General features: G+C 65.3%; 21 protein-coding genes and 1 tRNA gene. 12 read left to right on the top strand and 10 right to left on the bottom strand.

Translation table 11 applies throughout. The features are described 5' to 3' along the window. The first annotated feature begins 602 nt into the window (after positions 1-602). The 11 genes from CBY09_RS23760 (at position 603) to CBY09_RS20360 (ending at position 8761) form a co-directional block, all read left to right on the top strand. Positions 603-1439 (top strand): hypothetical protein, encoded by an 837-nt coding sequence (locus CBY09_RS23760; RefSeq protein WP_133066317.1) that lies wholly within the window; start codon positions 603-605, stop codon positions 1437-1439. 125 nt (positions 1440-1564) lie between these two features. Continuing rightward, on the top strand, positions 1565-1828 hold the full coding sequence (locus CBY09_RS20405; protein ID WP_094291396.1) for a hypothetical protein: 264 nt from the start codon (positions 1565-1567) through the stop codon (positions 1826-1828). Positions 1829-2014: 186 nt separating this feature from the next. Continuing rightward, positions 2015-2374 carry a helix-turn-helix transcriptional regulator gene (locus tag CBY09_RS20400; RefSeq protein WP_094291395.1) on the top strand — a complete coding sequence of 120 codons (360 nt, stop codon included), beginning with the start codon at positions 2015-2017 and terminating at the stop codon, positions 2372-2374. Continuing rightward, positions 2375-2632 (top strand): Ogr/Delta-like zinc finger protein, encoded by a 258-nt coding sequence (locus tag CBY09_RS20395; RefSeq protein WP_094291394.1) that lies wholly within the window; start codon positions 2375-2377, stop codon positions 2630-2632. A gap of 308 nt (positions 2633-2940) precedes the next feature. Beyond that, positions 2941-3165 carry a hypothetical protein gene (locus CBY09_RS20390; RefSeq protein WP_094291393.1) on the top strand — a complete coding sequence of 75 codons (225 nt, stop codon included), beginning with the start codon at positions 2941-2943 and terminating at the stop codon, positions 3163-3165. A 2-nt stretch (positions 3166-3167) separates the two neighbouring features. Beyond that, positions 3168-3698 carry a hypothetical protein gene (locus CBY09_RS20385; RefSeq protein WP_094291392.1) on the top strand — a complete coding sequence of 177 codons (531 nt, stop codon included), beginning with the start codon at positions 3168-3170 and terminating at the stop codon, positions 3696-3698. Further along, positions 3695-4414 carry a DUF7146 domain-containing protein gene (locus tag CBY09_RS20380; protein ID WP_094291391.1) on the top strand — a complete coding sequence of 240 codons (720 nt, stop codon included), beginning with the start codon at positions 3695-3697 and terminating at the stop codon, positions 4412-4414. Before CBY09_RS20385 ends, CBY09_RS20380 begins: the two co-directional genes overlap by 4 nt. Positions 4415-4428: 14 nt before the next feature. Further along, positions 4429-7230, top strand: a complete 2802-nt coding sequence (locus tag CBY09_RS20375; protein WP_094291390.1) for a hypothetical protein — start codon at positions 4429-4431, stop codon at positions 7228-7230. A gap of 9 nt (positions 7231-7239) precedes the next feature. Then, positions 7240-7590, top strand: a complete 351-nt coding sequence (locus CBY09_RS20370) for a hypothetical protein (protein ID WP_094291389.1) — start codon at positions 7240-7242, stop codon at positions 7588-7590. Between the two features lie 2 nt (positions 7591-7592). After that, positions 7593-7997: a hypothetical protein gene (locus CBY09_RS20365; RefSeq protein ID WP_094291388.1), complete on the top strand. Its 405-nt coding sequence runs from the start codon at positions 7593-7595 to the stop codon at positions 7995-7997. Between the two features lie 23 nt (positions 7998-8020). After that, positions 8021-8761 carry a hypothetical protein gene (locus tag CBY09_RS20360; RefSeq protein WP_094291387.1) on the top strand — a complete coding sequence of 247 codons (741 nt, stop codon included), beginning with the start codon at positions 8021-8023 and terminating at the stop codon, positions 8759-8761. Positions 8762-8920: 159 nt separating this feature from the next. Here the strand turns inward: CBY09_RS20360 and CBY09_RS20355 are convergent, their stop codons facing one another. From CBY09_RS20355 to CBY09_RS20315, 10 genes are all read right to left on the bottom strand, one after another. Further along, complete coding sequence (locus tag CBY09_RS20355; RefSeq protein WP_133066316.1) at positions 8921-9553, bottom strand: hypothetical protein; 633 nt, start codon at positions 9551-9553, stop codon at positions 8921-8923. A gap of 247 nt (positions 9554-9800) precedes the next feature. Further along, a complete protein-coding gene (locus CBY09_RS24315) occupies positions 9801-10067 on the bottom strand; it encodes a hypothetical protein (RefSeq protein ID WP_420807469.1) in 267 nt (88 codons plus the stop codon). A 14-nt stretch (positions 10068-10081) separates the two neighbouring features. Then, complete coding sequence (locus CBY09_RS20350; protein ID WP_094291385.1) at positions 10082-11272, bottom strand: tyrosine-type recombinase/integrase; 1191 nt, start codon at positions 11270-11272, stop codon at positions 10082-10084. A gap of 545 nt (positions 11273-11817) precedes the next feature. Next, a tRNA-Arg gene (locus CBY09_RS20345) sits at positions 11818-11892 on the bottom strand. A gap of 54 nt (positions 11893-11946) precedes the next feature. Then, positions 11947-16266: a translocation/assembly module TamB domain-containing protein gene (locus tag CBY09_RS20340; RefSeq protein WP_420807466.1), complete on the bottom strand. Its 4320-nt coding sequence runs from the start codon at positions 16264-16266 to the stop codon at positions 11947-11949. Positions 16267-16271: 5 nt separating this feature from the next. Beyond that, on the bottom strand, positions 16272-18212 hold the full coding sequence (locus CBY09_RS20335; RefSeq protein WP_094291383.1) for an autotransporter assembly complex protein TamA: 1941 nt from the start codon (positions 18210-18212) through the stop codon (positions 16272-16274). Between the two features lie 135 nt (positions 18213-18347). Next, the gene (locus CBY09_RS20330; RefSeq protein ID WP_094291382.1) at positions 18348-19535 is read right to left on the bottom strand and encodes a vWA domain-containing protein; all 1188 of its coding nucleotides are present in this window, start codon (positions 19533-19535) and stop codon (positions 18348-18350) included. Between the two features lie 21 nt (positions 19536-19556). Then, the gene (locus CBY09_RS20325; RefSeq protein WP_094291381.1) at positions 19557-20147 is read right to left on the bottom strand and encodes a GNAT family N-acetyltransferase; all 591 of its coding nucleotides are present in this window, start codon (positions 20145-20147) and stop codon (positions 19557-19559) included. A gap of 22 nt (positions 20148-20169) precedes the next feature. Continuing rightward, a complete protein-coding gene (locus CBY09_RS20320) occupies positions 20170-20406 on the bottom strand; it encodes a hypothetical protein (protein ID WP_094291380.1) in 237 nt (78 codons plus the stop codon). Positions 20407-20426: 20 nt separating this feature from the next. Beyond that, a complete protein-coding gene (locus CBY09_RS20315) occupies positions 20427-21281 on the bottom strand; it encodes an AAA family ATPase (RefSeq protein ID WP_063458900.1) in 855 nt (284 codons plus the stop codon). Positions 21282-21387: 106 nt separating this feature from the next. Here CBY09_RS20315 and CBY09_RS20310 point away from each other — a divergent pair, with 106 nt between their 5' ends. Then, positions 21388-22050 carry a c-type cytochrome gene (locus tag CBY09_RS20310; protein ID WP_094291379.1) on the top strand — a complete coding sequence of 221 codons (663 nt, stop codon included), beginning with the start codon at positions 21388-21390 and terminating at the stop codon, positions 22048-22050. Positions 22051-22057: the final 7 nt, after the last annotated feature.

Genomic DNA, 22057 nt, shown 5'->3' with positions numbered 1-22057 from the left:
CCGGTGCCTGGGGCAAAACACTTGCTCGCGCTTCGACGGTCGGTAAACCCTCCAAAGCCTACAAACCCCACCAAGCGGCAGCCACCCGGAAGGCAGGGAGATGGCGTCTCCGGGTGTCTCGAATTGATTTGGTGCAGGGGCCGGCGGGGTGCAGGCCGGTTCCTTGCGCAAAACACTTGCTCGCGCTTCGACGGTCGGTAAACCCTTCAAAGCCTACAAACCCACCAAAGCAGGCCGGGTGGGAAGTTGCTTCGACAATACTTTCGAACTTCACGAGGTTGCAGACCGATGTCATGGGTACGAAGCTGGCACGCACATCGAAGGTTGGGCAAACCCTTCAAAGCCCGACAAGGCTAGAGGACGTCGTGGATAAATGCCGGTGTACGCAGTTCGCAATCGTGTTTAGGCGCTGCTACCGCGCAAACCTTATTTAATCAGATGTAAAGTGATACAAGCCGTGCTCTAAGGGTCATATGAACATCGCTTTCCAATAAAAATGAAAAGGCTGGTCCCTTGTGCTGCTTACCTTTGTACGTGTAGAAAAGAAGTTTACCTATATTAGATATGTAGTTTGCTTGAAATAGATCTGAAAGTGAGGGGATATGTTGCCTAAGATTGATACATTACTTGTTTGTGTGGACGTCCGTGAGGATTCTGAGGATAAAAGAGAATTTTTATCCATATCTACTCCGGATATTCGATCAAACAAACCTTACGGAATACACGACCAGCAAGATGGTAAGACGGCTTTTTTTCAAGTGCTGATTGAAGGGGTAATTGCCGGGCGCGCAATTTCGGTGGCTGCTCCAAATGAAATTTCGCTGTCGCTAAGTTCCTCAAGAAAGTCAGTCAATTCGGCTAGGTTATTGCGCCGTAAAATTTCTGAGCGTGCAGTTGAGAAAAACACTCTCTATAAAGAAGAAGTTGGCGATGTGTACGATATGCTAGAGGAGATGCAGAAAGCAATTGTTTTTGCCTACCGCGCTGTGGAATCTTTTTGTAATGCGAGCATCCCCGATAACTACATATATAGGAAGACTGGTTCAAAAGGGATCGTCGAAGAGTATAAAAAGGAACAGATTGAAAGGTGGATAAGCACTTCTGAAAAGGTGTCTGCAATATTGCCGGAAATTCTGCATTGCGTATCTCCTATCAAAGAAGAATTTTGGTCTGATTTTAAAAAGCTAGAATCTTTAAGGAATGAAATAATTCATAGTAAGTCAAGTAGTAGCTCCAATACGTTGTCGGCAATTTTCTCGGATGAATGCGAGACCTATGTTGGTTCCTGTTTGAAGCTTTTGCATTATTTCATTCGACTCGATTCGAGTAATCAAATTTTCCCGATGGGATTCGGTGAGTCGTCTATTAGAGCTGTATCTGTGCCAAATGCTGATGACTATCTGCAGATCATTAGCCAAGAAATTGCGGCCGGTACGTGAAGTCCCGGCTGAGACGCGCCCAGAAGCTCCAAGAACTAAGGTAACCGGTATGCAAGACTCGCGGTTTCGCATGCCTGTTTCATCAATTAAAAATCTCCAAGCCTGCTCAGCGCTGCAGCATTGCCATGACCGCCTTTGTCCTCACCGGGGCTGCACTCGGCCTGTTGGCCCTACTGTGCGGACTAGTTATGTTCACCTTCCTCTGTGCCGTGGTTACCGGCCGAGCACTGGCCTGGGTGTTTCAGGTGGAATCCGACCAAGCGGCAAGCGAGGTGGACGCACTACTGTCCCCCGAACACCTCGCAGAGATGGATGCCCTCGTGGCCAGCTCAAAGCAGATGGCCCGCGATGCTCGGCGCCGGGCCGATGCCTGGCCAGCCGGGCGCTGATGCGTCATCCATAGCGCACCGCTGCGCGCACTCTCACATCCCCCGACTCTCTGAACTGCCCCGCGCCACGCGGAGCCACGGCACGCGCGTCTCTTTTGCGCCCACTTTCCCCACCACTAACTGTGGCTAGCGCAGCCACAGCATAGGTTTCTTGGCTTTCAGCAGTCCACACAAGACTATAGGGACATGCAAAGAACAGCCACGCAAACCACACCCATCCAAGCCGGTCCCGGCCCGTCCGATGTGCGCCCGTACCGCGAGCGCTTGCTACGTATTGACGATGTGTGCTTTATGACCGGCCTGGGCCGCAGCACCATCTACGCCAAGGTCAAGGCCGGAGACTTCCCCAGCGCCGTCCAGTTGCACGGCACCAGCGTGGCGTGGCGCGAAACCCAGGTGGATGCATGGATCGCGGCGCGCCCTGCAGTGGGTGCCACGCCCGACGCGCAGCCCGCTGCAAAGCCCGCACCCATCGCTGCCTCCAAGCCAGGCCGCACGGCCCGCGCGCACCGTCCTGCACGCGGCGCATCGGTGGGGGTGCTCTGAATGGCTGCCTTCTTCTGCCCCCACTGCAAAGGCCGCGCCAAGACACGCACCAGCCGGGGCCTGTCGCCCACGCTGCGAGAGCTGATCTACCAATGCGAAGACCCGGAATGCAGCTACAGCTTCGTCGTGCAGGCCGAAGCGGTGCGCACCCTGTCGCCATCGGGCAAGCCCGACCCGAGCATCAACCTGCCGCAGTCTCCCATCGCTCTGGCGCGGGCGCAGAGCACCAGCGCAGAGATAACCAGCGCCGCAGCGTGAGGAATTCCACGATGACAACCCTTGCCCCACAGGCCCCCCGCACGCTACACTGCCGCGTCACGTCAAAAAAAGGCGTGATCGGGTTTGGCGACCCGACGAACCACTGCGACGTAAGCCGCAGTCACTCCCGCAGAGTACCTGCGGCTTATTTGTTCGCGCTTCCTGTTTATGGCGGCTCGAATGGGAGGCCCGCAAGGGCCTGCCGGTTCACGCAAGTGGTTCCCGGTTCGCCAACCCGTTCGAGCTGCCGCCCTTCGTTTGGCGACGAAGGCGGTGGTTTATCAAACCGAACCACTAGGAGGCCATTCATGGCTGACCGTATCCCCGCACGCGCATCGACCGCGCACACCCCATCGCCCACCACGGGCACACCCGACCCCATCCGACTGCATGCCGACGCGCACAACGCGCTGAGCACGGCGCTGCACCACCTCTGCCAGTCCCAACTAGACGTGCCTAGCGCACGCCGCAAGGTGTCCCAAGCCCTGGCCGCACTGCGCGGCCTGGACGTGGCCCTTAGCCTGGAGGGGTAACCATGCACACGACCACCCACAACGCTGCCCGCGAGGCAGCGAAGGCGGAGCTTTGCCTGCCGCAACTGGTGCTCGAAGCCCAGGACTTCACCGAATCTCTGCGCACCGTGCTGCGCGCCTGCCATGCCATCGCAGCGCTGGCCGCAGGCGTCACCAACCCACACGCCACCGTCAACATGGAAGGCCTGGGCGAGCTGCTGCACCTGCACAGCGACGCCATGGAGCAGCGCCTGGACGCCATCGGCGTGCGGATCGACGCACTGCGCACCGCCACCGGCGTGCGCCACATGGACGACCGCGCAAGGCATCTGGCCATGGACGCCACCGACCAGCACACCCACATGCGCCAAGCCCAGCTCGCGTTCGAAGCCGTGGCCGACATGGCGCCCTGCGCGGCCGACACCCTCACGGGCGAGAACCTCGCCGCTGCCCTGCGCCTGCTGGCCGATGCCATGGCCGAGCGCACCGCCGCTATGGACGACATGCTCGATGCGCTGCATGCGGTGCTGGTGCAGGAAGGCCAGCCAGCATGAGCGCAGCAGGCGCAAGGCACGCCTACGAAGTGAACCGCGCCCGCATCGCCAGCCTGTGGGCCGAAGCGCGGCCGGTGTCGGCCGACGATGCGGCCGGCCGCTACCTCGCCCGCAGTGGTGTTGCGCTGGGAGCGTGGCCACAAGCCTTGCGCCTGCACCCCGCGCTCGACTACTGGCACATGCAGGCCGACCGCAAGCCGGTGTGCCTGGGCCGCTTCCCCGCGCTGCTGGCGCTGTTCGAGGTGGACACCTACCCGCGCGGCTTGCAGGGCGCGCCCGTGCCCCACGCGGTGGCGCTGCAACGCATCTACCTTGCGGCCGATGGATCGTTGGCACCCGTGCCTGCGCCCATCAAGCTCACCGGCAAGGCTGGCCCCGCGCTGGGCGCCTGCGCCCGGCTGGCCCATGCGGTCAGCGCCAGCCGCGTGATGGGTATGGCTGTGGGCATCGCCACCGCGCTGCGCATCGCCCAGGCCGCACGCATGCCCGTGTGGGCCGTGCCCGAGGCATCGCTGCTGGCGCATGCGCGCTGGCCCCGTGGCCTGCGCAGCCTGCATGTGTTCATCGACGTCCGCGAGCCTGCGCAATGGCAACCCGCTGCCGAGCTGGCGCGCAAGGCCAGCGCCTGCGGCCTGCAGGTCTTCCCGATGGTGGCCGACATGGCCCACGCCGAAGGCGTCCACACCGTCCCCCAATTCACCGCCACCCGGCTTTAGAAAACGACCACACCATGGCAACAAAGAAGGCCAGCGCACCCAGATCGGACGCTGCAAAAAATACCCCATCTGCGCCACCCGCTGGCGCCCTGCAATTCACCGTCTTCACGGCCACCGTCCCCGACCGCCTCACCAAGGTTCTGACCCTGGCACCCGATGGCACGCTGCACAAGGAAAGCGCCGCCAACACGATGCGCGGCAGCGCGGTGCGAACGGTTGCCCACGGGCTTGCAGAGCTGGCCGACATTCTGGAAGCTCTCGACCCCGCGCAGGCCACAAGCTGGGGCGTGTGCGACGCTGCTGCAGGTGCTGCTGTACCCATCGTGCCCGAGCGTGAAGTGGCAGAAACACCCGGCGCCATATCGCGTACCCGCAGGCACTTCGCCTACCCAGTCGGCCCCGGCGTGCTGATGCTCGACCATGACGGCGCACCTGATGGCGAGCTGTCGGCCGATGTGTTCCGCCAGCGCCTGATAGAAGCCTGCCCGGCGCTGGCCGACGCGCCGATGCTCTGGCGCCCGAGCTGTTCGGCTGGTGTGTGCACTGCAGACGGCCGCGAACTGTCGGCATTGACCCGGCATCGTTTGTATATCCCTGTGCGCGATGCATCGCGCATCCCCGAGGCCGGTCGCGCCCTGGTGCAGCTTCTTTGGGCTGCAGGCCATGGCTGGTTCGACGTAGGCCGGGCAGGGCAGGCGCTGGAACGCACCCTGATCGATGCCAGCGTGTGGCAGCCCGAGCGCCTGGACTTCTGCGCGCCGCCGTTGCTGGGCAAGAGCCTGCAGCGGCCGCACGCTGCCCCGCGCATCTTTGGCGACCCGCTGGCCCTGTTCGACCTCGCGCTGATCCCGCACGATGCCGACACCCACAAGCAGGCCCAGGCGCTCAAAAAGGCTGCCCGGCAGCAGCTCGCAGGCCAGTGCGCAGCCCAGCGCGAACGCTGGGTGGCCACGAACGCCCCGGCCCTGGCCAAGCGCCGCGGCATCCCCGTGGACAAGGCCCGCGACGTGCTGCAGCGGGCCAGCGCCCAGAGGGTATTGATGGGCGACTTCGTGCTGATGGCAGAGCAGGGCAAGCCTGTCTCCGTGGGAGAAATCCTCGACCGCCCCGAGCGCTGGCACAACGCCCAGTTTGCGGACCCGCTGGACCCCGATAGCGACACCCGCGTGGCGGTGGTCAACCTCAAGAGCGGGCAGCGCCCGTACCTGTTCACCCACCGCCATGGCGGCATGCGCTTTGAGCTGCTGCGCCAGAGCGCCCGCATTCAGGTGGGGCGCGGCATGCGCGTGGCCACGACCGATGCTGTCCTGGCGGTGCTGCAGGAAAGGGGCGAGCTGTTCGACTACGGCGAGGGCGCTGTGGCCTATGTGAGCGACGGCAAGGCGCGGCCGGTGACACCCGACTGGCTCACCGACCACATGGGCCGGGTGTGCGAGTTCTACTCCATGCGCCACCGCCGCAAGGCCGATGGCGAGGAAGCGCCGGAGGAAGGCCCGGAAGATGCCCCGCTGTCGGTGGCCCGCGCCATCCTGGCCAAGCATGGCGAGCGCGGGTTCAAGAAGCTGGTGGCGGTGGTGACTGCGCCCACTTTGCGCATTGACGGCAGCATCCTCGATCGCCCCGGCCATGATGAAAACTCCGGCCTGCTGTTCTATTGCGAACACCCGAATCCGCCCCGCGTGCCGGTCAAACCGACCGTGCAAGATGCCCTGGCCGCGCTCAAATTCCTGTGGGCGCCGCTGGCCCTGTTCCCCCTGGTGGATGCCGTGGCCAACGGCGTGGCCCTGCATGGCCTGCTGTCGGCCGCGCTGCGCGCCAGCTTGCCAACGGCGCCGGGTGTGGGCTTTGACGCCCCGGCCGCAGGCAGCGGCAAGACCTTGCTGGCCCGCTGCATCGGCATCCTGGCCATGGGATCTGAGCCTTCGATTCTTCCCCCGGCCGACACCGACGAAGAAACGCGCAAGCGCCTGTTTGCGGTGCTGCGCGAAGGCCAGCGCGTGGTGCTTTGGGACAACGTGCGCGAGCCGCTGGGCTCTGCATCGCTGGATGCCTTCCTGACCGCCCCCACGTTTGCCGACCGGGTGCTGGGCAGCAGCGAAACCATCACGCTGCCCAACCGGGCCTTGTTCATCGCCACGGGCAACAACCTGCGCATGACTTCGGACACCTGCCGAAGGGTGCTGACGGCGCGCATCGATGCGCAGAGCGAGACACCGTACACGCGGGACTTCTCCTTCGATCCGGCGCAGATGGTGCAGACCGACCGGCTGGCCTACGTGGTGGCGGCGCTGACCATCGTGCGGGCGTACATCACGGCCGGGCGCCCCAAGATGGCCAAGGGCCGCACGGCCAGCTTCGAGCATTGGGATGATCTTGTGCGGCAGCCCATCTGCTGGCTTGCGCAGCAGGTGGCCGCGATCGCGGGTACGGTCGAAGGGTCAGGGCTGCCCACGCTGGCCGACCCCATGGAAGCGGCCGCACGCGCCTTCGAGCAAGACCCGGAAACGACCAAGCTGCGCGCGCTGGTGGAGGCGTGGTTTGCAGCGTTCGGCCCGGACCAGACCACGGTGGGCGGCGCGATCCGGCGCAGCGATACCGATGCGCTGCTGGCCATGGCCATGGATGACATTGCGGGGCAGGCCGGAAAGATCAATTCGCGCATGCTGGGTCGCTGGATAGAGCGCATGCAGGGGCGCATTGTGGACGGCAAACGGTTTGTGCGCATCGGGCACCGGGCAGGGCTGCTGCATTGGGCGGTGCACCAATCGGCGGCGCTGCGGCCGATGCCTGCGGCCGACGATGTGGCCACGTTCTGAGGGGGCGGCATGAGCGACAACCAAACCGCTGCCCGGTTGCTGGAACGCCTGCGCCACAAGGGCTTGCACCTGTCCGCCACGGCCGAGGGAAACCTGCAGGTGTGGCCCGCCGTGTGGCTGGATGAAGCCACCAGCGAATTGATCCGGCAGCACAAACCCGGCCTGCTGGCGCTGCTGTCTGCTGCGGCCGTGGATGTGCTCGAAGACGACCGCCACCGCTGCCGCGACTGCTACCACCTGCAGCGCAAAGGCAACTGCGCGATGGCCGCGCAGGGGCGTTTGCCGGGCGTGCCCGAGTGGTACACGCCGCACAAGGATGTGCTGCAGCGCTGCCATCGGTTCTGCGCCCTGCCGTATTGACCATGCGCAGCAACAAGCCAACCCCCATGACCGATGCCGAGCGGCAGCGCAAGCATCGGCTAAAGCGCCAGCGCGAGCTGCAGGCGTTGCGCGCCGTGGTGCCCGCCACGCCGCAGGAGCGCGAGAGCGTGGCCCAGGTGCAGCGCCTTGCCGCACAGCTCGACAAGGCCATGCGCACGGCCGCTGCGCTGCAGGCGCGCATCGATGCGATGCACGCAGGGGAGGGCGAGCTGCAGGCCCTGCGCGAGTCCGTGCGGTCCCTGATTCCGAAGCTGACCCCGGCCGCACAGCAGGTGGCGCGCAGGCATCTGGAGGGCTGCGGGGCGGGGCAGTGGCTCGCGCCCGAGGAACCGCCACAGCCTGCGGCCGCGCCGCCTTCAACCCTTTCTTCCCGCGTGTTTTTTTAACCCCAGTCCACAAGGAGTGACTTATGACGTTCGATGTTCAACACCACGCCCGCAGCGCCCAGGCTGCGCTGCACGAAGCCCTGGCCGAGCTGGCACGCGCACGCACGGCCTACGACAACGATGCAGGCCCCAGGTTCGCCCAGGCCAAGGCTGCGCAGGAGCTGCTGGGCCGCAAGATCAAGGCGGCAGAAGCGGAAGCCGATGCGGCGGCAGATGCGTTCCATGCTGCGTTTGCCAGCGGTGGGTTTGAAAGCAGCGATGCAGCCACGCGCAGTGCGCTCAACCGCAAGAACGATGCGCAGGCCATGGCGGAGGTGATGCGGGTGGCGCATGCCAAGGGAGCGAAGGAACTGCAGGCGCTAGCGGCCGAGGCCAGCAGGCAGGCGCACACCTATGCGGCAGCGTATGAGCGGGCCTACACGGCGTACGCGAAGGCCGAGGGCTACAAGGTGCTGCAGGAGGCCGGGGAAGCTGTGGCCAGGGCCATGGCGCTGGCAGCGCATGCACCTTGCAGCACCAGCACGCACGAGGATTCACTGGGGCGCCAGCCCAGCTCTGCGGCCTTGCGCGAGGAAATGGTGGCGGCGCGGTGGGCGTTCATTCTCGATGGGCTGAAAGCAATGGCCGAAGGGCTGCCCGAGTACAGCGCGCGGCCGCAGGTGGAGATGCTGGGCGTGTTCGACCTGGGGGCGCTGACGGCGCAGGATGTGCTGACGCCTGCGCAGATTCACAAGGTGCAGCGGGGTGGGGAGGCTGTGCTGTAGGGCGCTTGGTCAGGCGAGAGAAAAAGCGCGGAACGGTAGAGGCTGCTTCGCGCTGGAATTTGCTTGATCGCTGTTTTTGAACTTGGGCGGTCACCTGTGCAATCCATGACTGCTATCTCCCAGTAGCAGCCGCTCGGAATGCACATAAATGGTTCGCTATCAGCGCTCGAGAGTAGGCGAGACACCTAAGGTCTCGGCAACGGTTTCCAGTTTTTTCTTAGAAAACATCCAGGCATAGCTTCCGTCAGAGCACTTCATCCATTTTCCTCCCAGCTCTTTAATGGCATCTTTAAACGGCTTCGTATTGCCTAAAATGATGAAGGATTTTTCGGTGTACTCCTTGAACGTTATTTCGCCCTCGTCGCTGGAGACGACCGCAGGTGCTGGCGACGCAGGCGTGCGGGTGGAGTCTTTGGCGGCTTTGACAACGGCTGCATTGACAGCTGTTCCAACAGACATTCCACGCATGACGATCGTTAGATGCCGAGACAGTTTCGACTTGAGGTCTTCTACGGACTCGTACTGTTCCTGAATGCCTTTATCTCTAATGCTCTTTTTGAACTCTTCGAGCTTATCTAATTGTTTTGTGTCGATTTTGCTTCGCGGAACAGGGGCATCAGAGTAATAAAGCATGACTGGTCGGGCTTGCTTCAAAAACCACTTGATTTCTTCCACCGTTCCGCTGTCTTCTAAGCCTGTCGGAGTTCCAAGTCTTGTCCAAAACGCTCCGATGAGTAGGTCGCATGACTTAACGACTTGCTCGTTAATGATTCCTTGGGGGCGATCCGCCATGCTCGGTGCACTATGGGACTCCCACATGACCGGAAGGAGTACCTTGCCAGTTGACTGAGAGTGCAAAGCATTCCATTCATGGAGACTAGCCGCGATAGCTTCTCGTTCCTTGGGAACATCAGACGGCGATGCTATGAGAACGTTAAAGACGGTTGCTGAGAACGGCATTGGCTTTCACTTTCTTGAAGTTTGCGAACGCGGAGCAGTAGTTTTGACGGCTAGGCGTTTTTTGTTTGCTCCGCATAAACTATAGCGTGCGAAAAGGGCTGCACATGGGCAAGGCGGCTGCCGCTGCTTCACGCTTTTCCTTGTTCTCCCGTCGCTTCGCGGCGCGGGCAGATACAGGGAGATTCACTTCAGGGTTTGGAACCTTTGGAGGCCGTAGGATGCGGCGAATCTCGCCACTCACCACGAACGTGCAGCCGCAATAGGGGTTGGTGCAGCAAAAGATGTGCTCCCACACATAGCGATCAACCTGCGCTCCCGAGTGAAGCTTGGTCTTCGACTGGCACATTGGACAGGGCATTTTCATGGTGCCACCTCTGCCTGCAGGCGGCATGCCGAGGCAACATACTCCGCCCAGTCCTGCATGATCGCCACACGCTTCTCCAGCATGTCCCCGCGCCGATAGGCGGCTTCGGTCCGGGTGTCGATCGCATGAGCTAGACACAGCTCCACCGCATCGCGCGCATGGTGCGTCATCTCCCCGGCCCAGTCCCTGAACGTTGACCGAAAGCCATGGGGCACCGCTGCCAGTCCGTGCCGCCGCATCAAGGCCGTGAGGGCCGTATCGGACAGCGGGCCTTTGCGGTTGGACGGGAACACATGCTCGACCGATGGAATGCGCGGCTGCGCCCTGAGCAGTTCCAGCACCTCGCGCGACAGGGGCACGCGGTGTTCTCTGTGGGACTTCATCCGTTCGGCTGGCACCGTCCACAGACCTGCCTCCAGATCGACCTCGCTCCAGACCATGCCGCGCACCTCGCCCGAGCGCGCGGCCGTGAGGATGAGAAAGCACAGCGCGCGGGCGCTTTGCCCGTCCATGGTCAGCAGCCGCTGGTAGGTGCCCGGCAGCATGGCCACGGGCACGGCCGCATGGTGTTTGAGCGGCGCCAGATTGTTCGGGTCCGCCAGGATGTGTTCGAGCTGGCTGCGCCAGCGGGCAGGGTTGGGGCCAGTGCGGTGGCCATGGGCCGTGGCCCAGTCCAATACCTGCTCGATGCGGCCACGCAGCCGCGAGGCGGTTTCTGTCTTTGTCTTCCAGATTGGGGCCAGCACCTGCAGCACGTGGGCCTGCCCGATGTCTGCCACCTGCAGGTGGCCGATATGGGGGAATGCATAGGTGGCCAGGGTGCTGCGCCATGTGCTTTCATGCTCGCTGATAAACGCTTCGGCTGCGTCATCAAAGCGCACTTGCCGCGCCATGGCCAGCCGCGCCGCTTGGCGCTGGGCCTGCCGGGCCTGTAGCGGGTCAACACCGCCCAGGCGCAGTTTGAGGGCATTGCGGGCGGCTTCGCGCGCTTCAGCCAGGCCGACCAGCGGATAGCTGCCCAGGCCCATGCGGCGGCGGTGGCCATCGTGCACATAGCGCAGCACCCAGGCGCGCGAGCCGCCTTCGATCTTGAGATACAGGCCCGACACACCGCCCACGGCGTAAGAGCCATCGCTGCGCAGGCGGGAGACTTCCAGAGAGGTTTTTTCGAGAATTCGTTTGGGCATGGATACCGTGCAGCCCGCTGGTCATCGCCAGAAGGCTGTGATTAAACACAGCATCAGTGTGCCATCCGACTGGAGGCGCTTGGTAGGGTTTGGTGGGTTTTGAAGGGTTTTTTTCCGACGAAACGCGAGCCTGTGAAAAAGCAGCTGGGCAACTCGCAGACCCGCAGGCCGGGCGGGCTGGTGGGGTTTGTAGGCTTTGGAGGGTTTGCCGACCGTCGAAGCGCGAGCAAGTGAAAAGGACAGAGGCCCGATTTTCGGCCAGCACGCCAGGGCGGGCTGGTGGGGTTTGTAGGCTTTGAGGGGTTTGCCAACCGTCCAAACGCGAACAAGTGTTTTTTCTTGATGCGCTGCTGGTGGGGGCATCTTCCTGGGGGCACCGGCATCTATAAATGTGCCCCCATTCTGGCGAATGATGCCCCCAGATGTGCCCCCAAGTTGCGCAGATGCCTGTGGATTGCTTTGGACTGCCATGGACAGCTAAGATGCTGTTTTCAAAGGAGAAATAAAAAAGTCCGGAAGCGTGTGGACGCTTCCGGACTGGTAATTGGTCCCCTCGACAGGAATCGAACCTGTATCTAGCGCTTAGGAGGCACTCGTTCTATCCATTGAACTACGAGGAGACTAGCCGCCGCGCATTGTAGTGGGCGCACGCACGCCCTTTGGCGTGCGCAGCCTCAGTCGTACTTCACCGTGTAGATGATGTCCACCGCGCTTTTCTCGCCTGTCTGCCCGCGCAGTGTGAGGCGGCGGGAGAGGTCGTAGAAGATGTAGAGCGTGCCCAGTGTGCCCGACAGGCTGCGCTCGTAGGTCACGTACAAATCCTTGGACAGGCGCTTGCCGAAGGTGAGGGCGGCGGTGCTGGCGTCGTCGCCCGGGGTGGCGCCGCGAAAGCCGATTTCGTCCAGGCCCACGCGGCTGGCGATGTTGGCGGTGCCGGTGTTGCCACCCTTGCGGCCAAGCAGGGCCAGGGCGGCTTGTTGCAGCACGGCGGCTTCGGCGCCGCCTGCGGTGGCGTTGCGGCCCAGCACTACCCACGAGAGTTTTTCGGCGTCGGGCAGGTCGGGGTCGGAATAGAGCTTGACGCGGGGCGCCTGCGCGCTGCCCGTGACCTGTACGCCCGCGCGCACGCTGATGTTGGGGCGCAGCGCCAGGATGTCGAGCGAGGGGTTGTTGTAGGGGCCGTTGAAGCGGATCAGGCCCGTCTCCACGTCCAGCATCTGGCCCCAGGCGCGGTAGCGGCCTTCGTCGGTGCGCACTTCGCCGGTCACGCGCGGCGGGGCGCCGGGCACGGCGCTGCTGCGGATGTCCACCTCGCCCGTCAGCCGGGTGGTGATGCCATGGCCGCTGAGCGCAAAGTCGCGCCCCAGGTTGAGAGTGATGGCGATGTCGGGTGGTTTGGCGGTTTCCGCCTGCGCCGCCTGGCTGGCCTTGGCGGCGGCCTGGGCCCGGGCCTGGTCTTCGCGGTCCTTGGCCGCAGAGCGCACGACCACGTCCGAGCCCAGCGTGGGCGCGGTTTCGTCGGGCAGGATGATGGTGGCGCGGTCGGTGGTGAGCTTGCCGCGCAGGCTGATCTGGCCTTGCTGAAGCTGTGCTTGCAGCTGGCCCGACACGCTGATCTGCCGGTCGGCGCGCACCAGTACCTGCAAGGCCTTGGCCTCGGCCTGCAGGGCCATGGTGATGCCCGACAGGCCGGTGGTTGCCGCAGCGCTGTCGCCCCAGCCCACGCTGCCGGTGGCCGTGAGCGTGCCGCCGTCTTGTGGCGCAGCGGTGCGGTTGCCGCTGAAGCCTGCAATGCGCGCGCCGCTGCCGCGCCCGCCCTGCAGGCGGAACTCGGTGATCTGCAACTGGTTGCCTTGCAGCGTGGCGCGCAGGCGGCCAGCTTGCAGGTCCACGCCATCGACCACCGAGCGCACGGCCATGTCGTCGGCGCCCAGCGTGCCGGCCCAGCGCGGCGCATTGCGCGTGCCTGACAGGGTGGCGCTGGCGTCCAGCGTGCCGCGCACGCGCCAGCCGGGTGGCGCCAGGGCCGACCACACCCCCACGTCGGGCAGGCGCGCGCGCAGCGTGCCAGCCAGGGGCGCATCGGGCGCCCAGGCAGGGGCGGACCCTGGTGGAGCACTGGGCGTGAGGCGGGTGCTGACACTGGCCTGCACCTCGCCAGCCCGCTCGCTGGCCCAGGCCAGCTGGGCGCGCAGGGCTTCGCCGTCGATTTCCATGGTGACCTCGGCCTGGCGCACCCCGGCGGCGGTGCCTGGTGCATTGGCTGATCCTGCAGGGCGGGCCGACGCCTCGGTGGCGATCACGGTGGTGGCACCTGCGCCCGTGCCCTGGCCGCTGCTTTGCACAGCGGTGATGGCGGTGGCATCGCCCGCCAGAATGCGAAGGTCGCCACTGGCCCGGCGCAGGCTGGCGCTGGCGCGCAAGGTGCCCTGGGTGGTGTCCACATTCCATTGCCCGTCCAGCACGATGCTGGTGGCCAGGCCCATGCGGGCCAGCAGTGGCTGTGTCGGGCGGCCTACGGCGGCGGGTGTGTCGCCGAGGCCCAGGGCATCGACCCAGGCCATGGGCAGACCCTGCAGCGTGCCCTGGGTTTGCAGTTGCAGCGGGTTGGCACCGGTGGCCATGCGCAGGGGTTGCCAACGCAGCGTGGCGGTGCCGGGCAGGGGGCCGGTCAGGCGGGCCTGGCCTGCCGAGGCCTGCACGGTGTAGCCCGCCGCTGGCGACGACGCACTGGGGCTAGAAGGGGCGCGCGTGGTGAGGGACAGGGGCTCGGCCAGTTGCAGCGTCCAGGGGCCGGGGCGGGCGGCATCTTGCGCCACCAGCCGCAGTGCGCTGATCTGCACCTGAGCGCTTGGTGCGCCTTGCGCGGGTGTGCCCAGCCCACCGGTGGCGCGGGTGTGCAGGACCAGCCGCTGCATCTGCCGGGGCTGGGATGCGTTCAGGCGCGCTTCGCCGTCCAGCACCAGCGTGGCCTGCGCCAGGGTGCCAGTGAGGTCGGCCTTGACAGCGCGCAGCTGCACGGCGGTGGCGCCGACTGCGCCCTGGCCCGGAGGCAGGGACAGGTCCAGCTGCGGGGTGGAGAGCGCGGCTTGCAGCTCGAAGGGTGTCTTGTCCGAAGGCAGTGGGCTGCCCGTGGTGCGCGTGCCGCTGGCGGATTCCAGCTGCCGGGCCAGCGTTTGCCAGCCGCCTTTCCAGCGGGCGGTCAGTTGTGCGGCACCCTGGGCGATGGCGCCTTGCAGGGCCTGTTGCAGTGGATTGCCCACCAGCGGCAGGCTGGCCAGCCAGCGCTGGGTCTGGCCCACATCGGTCCATTGCATGTGCAGGTCGCCCGCACCGGTCTGTGGGGCGATGCTGCCTTGTGCGCGTGCTGTGGCGCCCGGCACGGCCAACGTGACCTGGCCCTGGCCCGACAGATCGCCGGGGGACACGCGCAGCTGGGTGGCTTCGACGCGGGCTTGCAACGCGTCCAGCAGCAGGCGCTCCAACTGCAAGCTGCCACCGGGCTGGGCGGGCGAAGGCGGGTGCCAGCTGCCCTGGGCGGCGAGCGTGTTGATGCGCAACAGCGGGGCGCGCTGGGTGACTGATTTGCCCGATGCCACAACGCCAGAGCCGGTGGCCCGGATGTCTGCCGTAAAACGCACCACCTCGCCCTGCATCTGCGCTGCCACGCGGCCTGCCAGCGGGGCGGCCGCCCAGGCGGTGTGCAGGGCGTCGGGGCGCAGGTTGCGCAGTTCGGCCTGGCCTTCCACTGCGCCGGTGGCCGGTGTGTAGCTGCCTTGCAGGGTGACTGCGCCGGTGCCTGCATTCACCGTGGCGCCGGGCACCGTCCAGCGGGTGCCGTCGTACTTCGCGTCGGCCTGCAGGGTGGTGATGGGCAGGCGGGTGTGGTCCCACGGGCCTGCCAGCTCGTTGCGCAGTTGCGCCTGCAGGGCCCAGCCGGTGCTGCCGGTGGCCGCGCCTGGGGTGGGGCCCGCCTGCACGGTGCCATGCAGCTGCGTGGCCGGGGCCTGGGGCCAGAGGGCTGCGAGGTTGACTGCGCGCAGCGTGGCCTGGGCCGATTGCAGGGGCTGTGTGGCCCATGGGGCCAGCGTGGCCTGCACCTCGGCCTGCATGGGGGCGGCGGTGGCGGGCGGTGGCGGTGTGGCCTGGGTCTCTTGCGAGGGAGTGGGTTGGATGCGCGCCTGCAGTTGCAGCTGCGCCGCCGCCGTGGCCAGCGTGCCCTGCAGCGTGGCGTGTGCGCCCAGCTGGATGGCGGAAGTGCCACCAGGCACGGTGGTGCGCACCGTGCCGTCCACGGTGGCGTTCAGCGCCAGGGGCGCCTGGGCCTGCAGCGTCAGCCGCGCGTTGTACTGGCCCTGGGCCAGCTCCACGCCGCCGATATTCAGGCGGTGCTCGCGCCCATCAAAGTGGTAGTCGCCCGCCAGGCCCCGGGCTTCCACCGCTGGGGCGCCTGCCCACTGCAACTGGTCCACGCGAAACGCCACGCCGATGTGCAAGGGCAGCACCAGCTCGGTGGGGGGCGTGGGGGGCTCGGCACTTTGCGGGCCGCCCAGTGGCGTGATCTGCACGCGTGTGGCCAGTACGTCGCCCAGCTCCAGCCTGCGCTGCAGCAAGGGCGCCAGCTGCCAGCCCAGGCGCAGGTCGGTCACTTCGACGGACAGGCTGGGGCTGCTCCAGCGCAGCCAGCCGATGCGCCCGCCGCCGCGCAGCGAGCCGGTGGCTTCGCGGCTTTCCAGCTGCTGCCCGGCGGGCAGGTGCTGCGCCGCGCGGGCCAGCGTGGTAGCCAGCGACGTGCCGCTGCCCGCCCACCACCACAGCAGCGCGCAGGCCGTGAGCAGCAGGGCCACCAGCGCCACCAGCAGCCAACCCAGGGTCCGCAGCACGCGGTAAGCACCGGGTCGGCGCGGTGGGCGAGGGCGCTGGGCCGATGAGGACCCGGCGCTGAAGTCGGACGCACGGGCGCGCGGTGCGGGATTGGGCGGGGTGCTGCTCATCGCCATCAGAAGCTGAACCCCAGCCGCAGGTGCAGCCGCAGTTCCTGGGTCTTGATGCCATAGGCCAGGTCGGCCTGCAGGGGCCCCACGGGGCTGCGCCAACGCACGCCAGCCCCCACGCCCACGCGGGGGCTCAGGTCGCCCACCTTGTCGGCCACGGCGCCGACATCAACAAACAGCGTGCTCTCCCAGTCGGTCATCTGGCCCTTGTAGACGATGGGGCGTTGCCATTCCACGCTGCCCACGGCCAGGTAGCGGCCACCATAGAGCTGGCCGTTGTCGGTGCGCGCACCGATGCTGCGGTAGCCGTAGCCGCGCACCGTGGTGTCACCGCCGGTGATGAACAGCTGCGTCACAGGGATCTGCGCGCCATCGCGGGCGAGCACGGCCCCGGCCTCGGCCCGCAGGGCCAGCCGGGCGTTGCGGCCTGTGCCTGCATCGTCGGTCACCCGCCCGGCGGGCACGAAGGATTGCCAGCGCACCAGGGTACGCACAAACGGGTCGCGCTCAGGCCGCAGCGTGGTGCCCAGGCCCAGCTCCACGGCGATTCCATGGCCGCGCGTGGGGGCGGTGAGGCTGTTGAAGTAGCGGCCTGTCCAGCCGTAGTTCACGCTGAGGGCCGTGCTGGTGTCAGACGGCGACTGCACGTTGGCGGCCAGCCCCTGGCTGTTGGCGTAGTCGTATTGCACAAAGTAGTTGCGGTCGATGTGCCGGGTGCTTTTGCTGCGGCCTGCGCGCAGGCGGCTGCTGTTCACGTCGTAGTCGCCGGTGGATTCGCGCTGCAGCTCGCCGCCCGCAAACCAGCGCCAGCCCCGGTCGTCCGGCAGGTCGGTCCATTCGCTGCTGGCCTGCTGGGTCTCGCGGTCCACTGCGAGCTTGCTCACGGCGCGCCAGCCCAGGCCCGGCATCTGGTTGTGGATATGTTCCAGCGACAGGCGCGCGCCGCTGTCAGTGGAGAAGCCCGGGCCGAACACCAGCTTTTGCACCTTGGCCTCGCGCACCTGGGCCACCACGGGCGCAGCCTGCGGGTCGGTGCCCTCGGTGTCGAGTGTGAGGAACACGGCGTCGTAATAACCGCTGCTGGCCAGCCGCAGCTGGGCGTCCAGCATTTCGGCCTCGTCGTACACGGCGCCAGTGGGCAGGCGGGCCAGGCGCCGTGCGCCATCGGGGTCGTAGCGCTGGCTGCCCTGCACGCGCAGCGGCCCGAAGCGGTAGGCAGGGCCGGGTTCGTAGGTCACGCTGAGATGGGCTTCGTGTTTGTCGGCGTCGATCTCGGCCCGGCTTTTGTCAATGCGGGCGGTGGGGTGGCGGCGCGCCTGCAGCTGGCGCAGGCCATCGTTCTTGGCCGCGTCCCAGGCAGACTGGGTGAAGGGCTGGCCGGGTGTCAGTGACCAATTGCGCTGCACGCGCTGCTGCTGGCGGGTGCTGGCGTCCGGGGGCTGATTGCCTGTGACTTCGGCGGCTGCCGTGCGGCCGGGGCTGAAGAGCACTTCTGCGCGGGCCACCTGGGTCTGCGGGCCGGGTTCCACGGTGACGACCACGGCGCGTGGTGCGGTGGGGCTGTCGGGGGTTTCGGTCAGCTCCACGGTGATGGTGGGCGCAAAGTAACCCATCGTGCCCAGCAGCTCGCGGGCATTGGCGTCGGCGGCGCCCAGCAGTCGCTGCAGCTCGTTGGCATGCAGGTCGGGCAGGTGGCGAAAGCGCTGCAGCTCCAGGTGGCGTTCCAGGGTGTCTTGCACAGTGGCCGGTGCGCGCACCCGCAGGTCGAACGCAGGTGTGGCGGATTCGGCAATGGCTGCGGTGGCGGCCTCCTGGTGGTCGTCGCTTTTCTCACTGAGTGGCAGCAGGCTGCACCCGCTCAGGCACAGCGCGCCGATAAGCAGCAACGCCGACCATGGGGCCGGCGTTGGGGGATTGGCAAAGGAGCGCAGGATGCGAAACGGCACGGCTACAAAGGATGGCGTTGGACGGTGGGGGCTCGCGGTTTAAAAACCAGCCCGCCGCCACTATGCACTGAAAAGCGCCCCGCCCGTGTCAGACAGCGGCGCGCAATGTGCTCTTTGTGCCGTCAACCGCTGTGCTTACTTCGACAGCAGCCGCATGGTTTCTTCCAGCCCCTTGAGTGACAGCGGGTACATGCGATTGCCCAGCAGCTGCTGGATGATGCTGATGCTCTGGCGGTATTGCCACACGCCCTGGGGCTCGGGGTTGATCCATGCGTGTTTGGGAAACGCGTGGGTCAGGCGCTGGATCCACTCGGCGCCCGCTTCCTCGTTGTTGTATTCCACACTGCCGCCGGGCTGCAGGATCTCGTACGGGCTCATGGTCGCGTCGCCCACGAAGATCAGCTTGTAGTCGCGGTTGTACTTGCGGATGATGTCCCAGGTGGGGAACTTCTCGGCGAAGCGGCGGCGGTTGTTCTTCCACATGAAGTCGTACACGCAGTTGTGGAAGTAGTAGAACTCCAGGTGCTTGAACTCCGACTTCACCGCGCTGAAGAGTTCTTCCACGCGCTGGATGTGTTCGTCCATGGTGCCGCCCACGTCCATCAGCAGCAGCACCTTCACGTTGTTGTGGCGCTCGGGCACCATCTTGATGTCTAGGTAGCCCGCGTTGGCGGCCGTGCTGCGGATGGTGTCGGGCAGGTCCAGCTCCAGCTCATGCCCCTCGCGCGCAAACTTGCGCAGGCGGCGCAGCGCCACCTTGATGTTGCGCGTGCCCAGCTCCTGCTGGTCGTCGTAGTCCTTGTAGGCGCGCTGTTCCCACACCTTCACCGCGCTCTTGTTCTTGCCCGCGCCGCCAATGCGCACGCCTTGCGGGTTGTAGCCGCCGTGGCCAAACGGGCTGGTGCCGCCCGTGCCGATCCATTTGCTGCCGCCCTCGTGGCGCTCCTTTTGTTCTTCGAGGCGCTTCTTCAGCGTCTCCATGAGCTCGTCCCAGCCCATCTTCTCGATGGCGGCCTTTTGCTCGGGCGTGAGCTCGTTCTCCAGGATCTTGCGCAGCCAATCGGCCGGGATTTCCTTGGTGAAATCGGCCACCATCTCCACGCCCTTGAAGTAGGCGCCGAAGGCCCGGTCGAACTTGTCGTAGTGCTTCTCGTCCTTGACCAGCGTGAGGCGCGAGAGGTTGTAGAAATCGTCCAGGCTCCACGCGTCGTCCGACTTGGGGCCCACCACACCCGCCTGCAGGGCTTCGAGCAGGGTGAGGTATTCCTTGACCGACACGGGCAGCTTGGCCGAGCGCAGGGTGTAGAAGAAGTCGATCAGCATGTTTTTGGCTCCTTGCGCGCGTCAGGCGGGCGTGTTGCGCTCCAAAAGGTATAGCAACTGGGCGCGCGCCTCAGGCCACTCGCCCGCGCGCATGCTGTACATCACCGTGTCACGGATGGTGCCGTCGCGGCGCAGCGCGTGGCCACGGATCACACCGTCTTTTTTGGCGCCCAGGCGCTCGATGGCCTTTTGGGATGCGAAGTTGTAGTTGTCGGTGCGCCAGCCCACCACATTGCAGCCCAGGGTGTCGAAGGCGTGGCCCATCATCAATAGCTTGCAGGTGGTGTTGACATGGCTGCGTTGCACGCTCTGGCGGTACCAGGTGTAGCCAATCTCCACCCGGCGCGCGGCGGGCAGGATGTCGTGGTAGCTGGTGCTGCCCAGCACGGCGTTGGTGGCCTCATCGACCACGGCAAATGCAAAGCGGTCACGTGTGGCCAGGGCGGTTTCGATGTAGGCGCGGGTGTCCTGGGGCTCGGGCACCGAGGTCACGCGCAGCTTCCATAGCTCGCCGTCGGCGGCGGCCAGTCGCAGGCCTTCCTCGTGCGAAAGGGCCAGGGGCTCCAGGCGCACACCCCGGTCGCGCAGGGTGATGGGTTCTACAAAAGCCATGGCTGTTGCTCCGGACGCTGCCTCAGTCCTTGGCGGGCTTGCTGCGGCGGCTGGCCTGCCAGCGTTTGGCGGCATGCAGGCCCAGGCCACCGCCCAACCCGACCAGGGCAATGCCCAGCAGAGCCGGGGTGCCATAGCCTGGGGCAAAGATGTCCATGCCAAGCCACTGGCCCAGCCAGAAGCCAGCCAGTGCGCCGCCGACAAAACCGACGGCGTCAGAGATGCCGTCTGCGAGAGACGGGGTATTGGGGGCGCTCATGGTGCGGCTTGTCCGAAAAATCAGCGGTTCCGCTGGTTCATGAACACCAGCTTTTCAAACAGGCTCACGTCCTGCTCGTTCTTGAGCAGCGCACCCACCAGCGGGGGCACGGCCACCTTGTTGTCCGCGCTTTGCAGGGCCGTGAGCGGGATGTCTTCGGCCACCAGCAGCTTGAGCCAGTCGATCAGTTCGCTGGTCGAAGGCTTCTTTTTCAGGCCGGGCAGATTGCGCACGTCATAGAACGTCTTCATCGCCACGCTGAGCAGCTCGCTCTTGAGTGTGGGGAAATGCACGTTGATGATCTGCCGCATGGTGTCGGCTTCGGGGAACTTGATGAAGTGGAAGAAGCAGCGGCGCAGGAAGGCGTCGGGCAGTTCTTTTTCGTTGTTGGAGGTGATGAACACCAGCGGGCGGTGCTTGGCCTTGATGAGTTCACGCGTCTCGTAGCAGTAGAACTCCATGCGGTCGATCTCGCGCAGCAGGTCGTTCGGGAACTCGATGTCGGCCTTGTCGATCTCGTCGATCAGCAGCGCCACGGGGCGGTCGGCCGTGAAGGCCTGCCACAGCACGCCCTGCACGATGTAGTTGCGGATGTTCTTCACGCGCTCGGCGCTGTCGCCATCGTTGAGCTGGCTGTCGCGCAGGCGGCTCACGGCGTCGTATTCATACAGGCCCTGCTGGGCCTTGGTGGTGGACTTGATGTGCCACTGCAGCAGTGGCATATCGAGCGCCTGGGCCACTTCCTCGGCCAGCATCGTCTTGCCCGTGCCGGGCTCGCCCTTGATCAGCAGCGGCCGTTGCAGCGTGATGGCAGCGTTCACGGCGAGCATCAGGTCTTGGGTGGCGACGTAGTTCTGGGAGCCTTGGAATTTCATGGGGGAAAACACCGGATCGTTGATGAATGGGCTTGACAGGGCGCTGGCTATAATCAACGGCTGATCAGAGCCCAGAGCTGAACTTCCACGAGATTGTGCGCGCAAAATGAACAAAACGCTGACCACGCTATTTGCCCTGGCTGTCGCTTCCGTGACCGCCGTCTCCCATGCCCAGGAAGCCAAAGGCGACGTGGAAGCTGGCAAGCAAAAGATTGCCATGTGCATTGGCTGCCACGGCATCGTTGGCTACCAGGCCAGCTTTCCCGAGATCCACAAGGTGCCCATGATCTCGGGCCAAAGCGCCAAGTTCATCACCGCAGCCCTGGTGGCCTATCAGAAGGGCGAGCGCAAGCACCCCACCATGCGCGGCATCGCTGAATCGCTGTCCGAGAAGGACATCGCCGATGTGTCGGCCTACTACGAACAACATGGCAAGACCGGTGCCGAGCTGCCCGCCAAGCCCGGCCGCGAGCCCAGCGTGCAAGTGGCCGAGCTGCTCAAGAAGGGCGCTTGTGTCTCCTGCCACGGCGACAACTTCGCCAAGCCCATCGATCCTTCCTACCCCAAGATCGCGGGCCAGCACGCCGACTACCTCTTTGTAGCCCTCAAGTCCTACAAGGTCGAGAAGAACGCCAATGTGGGCCGCAACAACGCCATCATGGGTGGCGTGGCCAAGCAGTTCACCAATGCCGAGCTGAAGGCCCTGGCCAACTACATCAGCAGCGTCGATGGCGACCTGCACGTGGTGCCCCAGTCGCGTTTCCGCTGATACGGCC

The organism is Acidovorax kalamii (genome assembly GCF_002245625.1).
Classification (GTDB): Bacteria; Pseudomonadota; Gammaproteobacteria; order Burkholderiales; family Burkholderiaceae_C; genus Acidovorax; species Acidovorax kalamii.
Note: the sequence above shows the minus strand (reverse complement) of the source record. Positions and strands in the feature narration are given on the sequence as shown.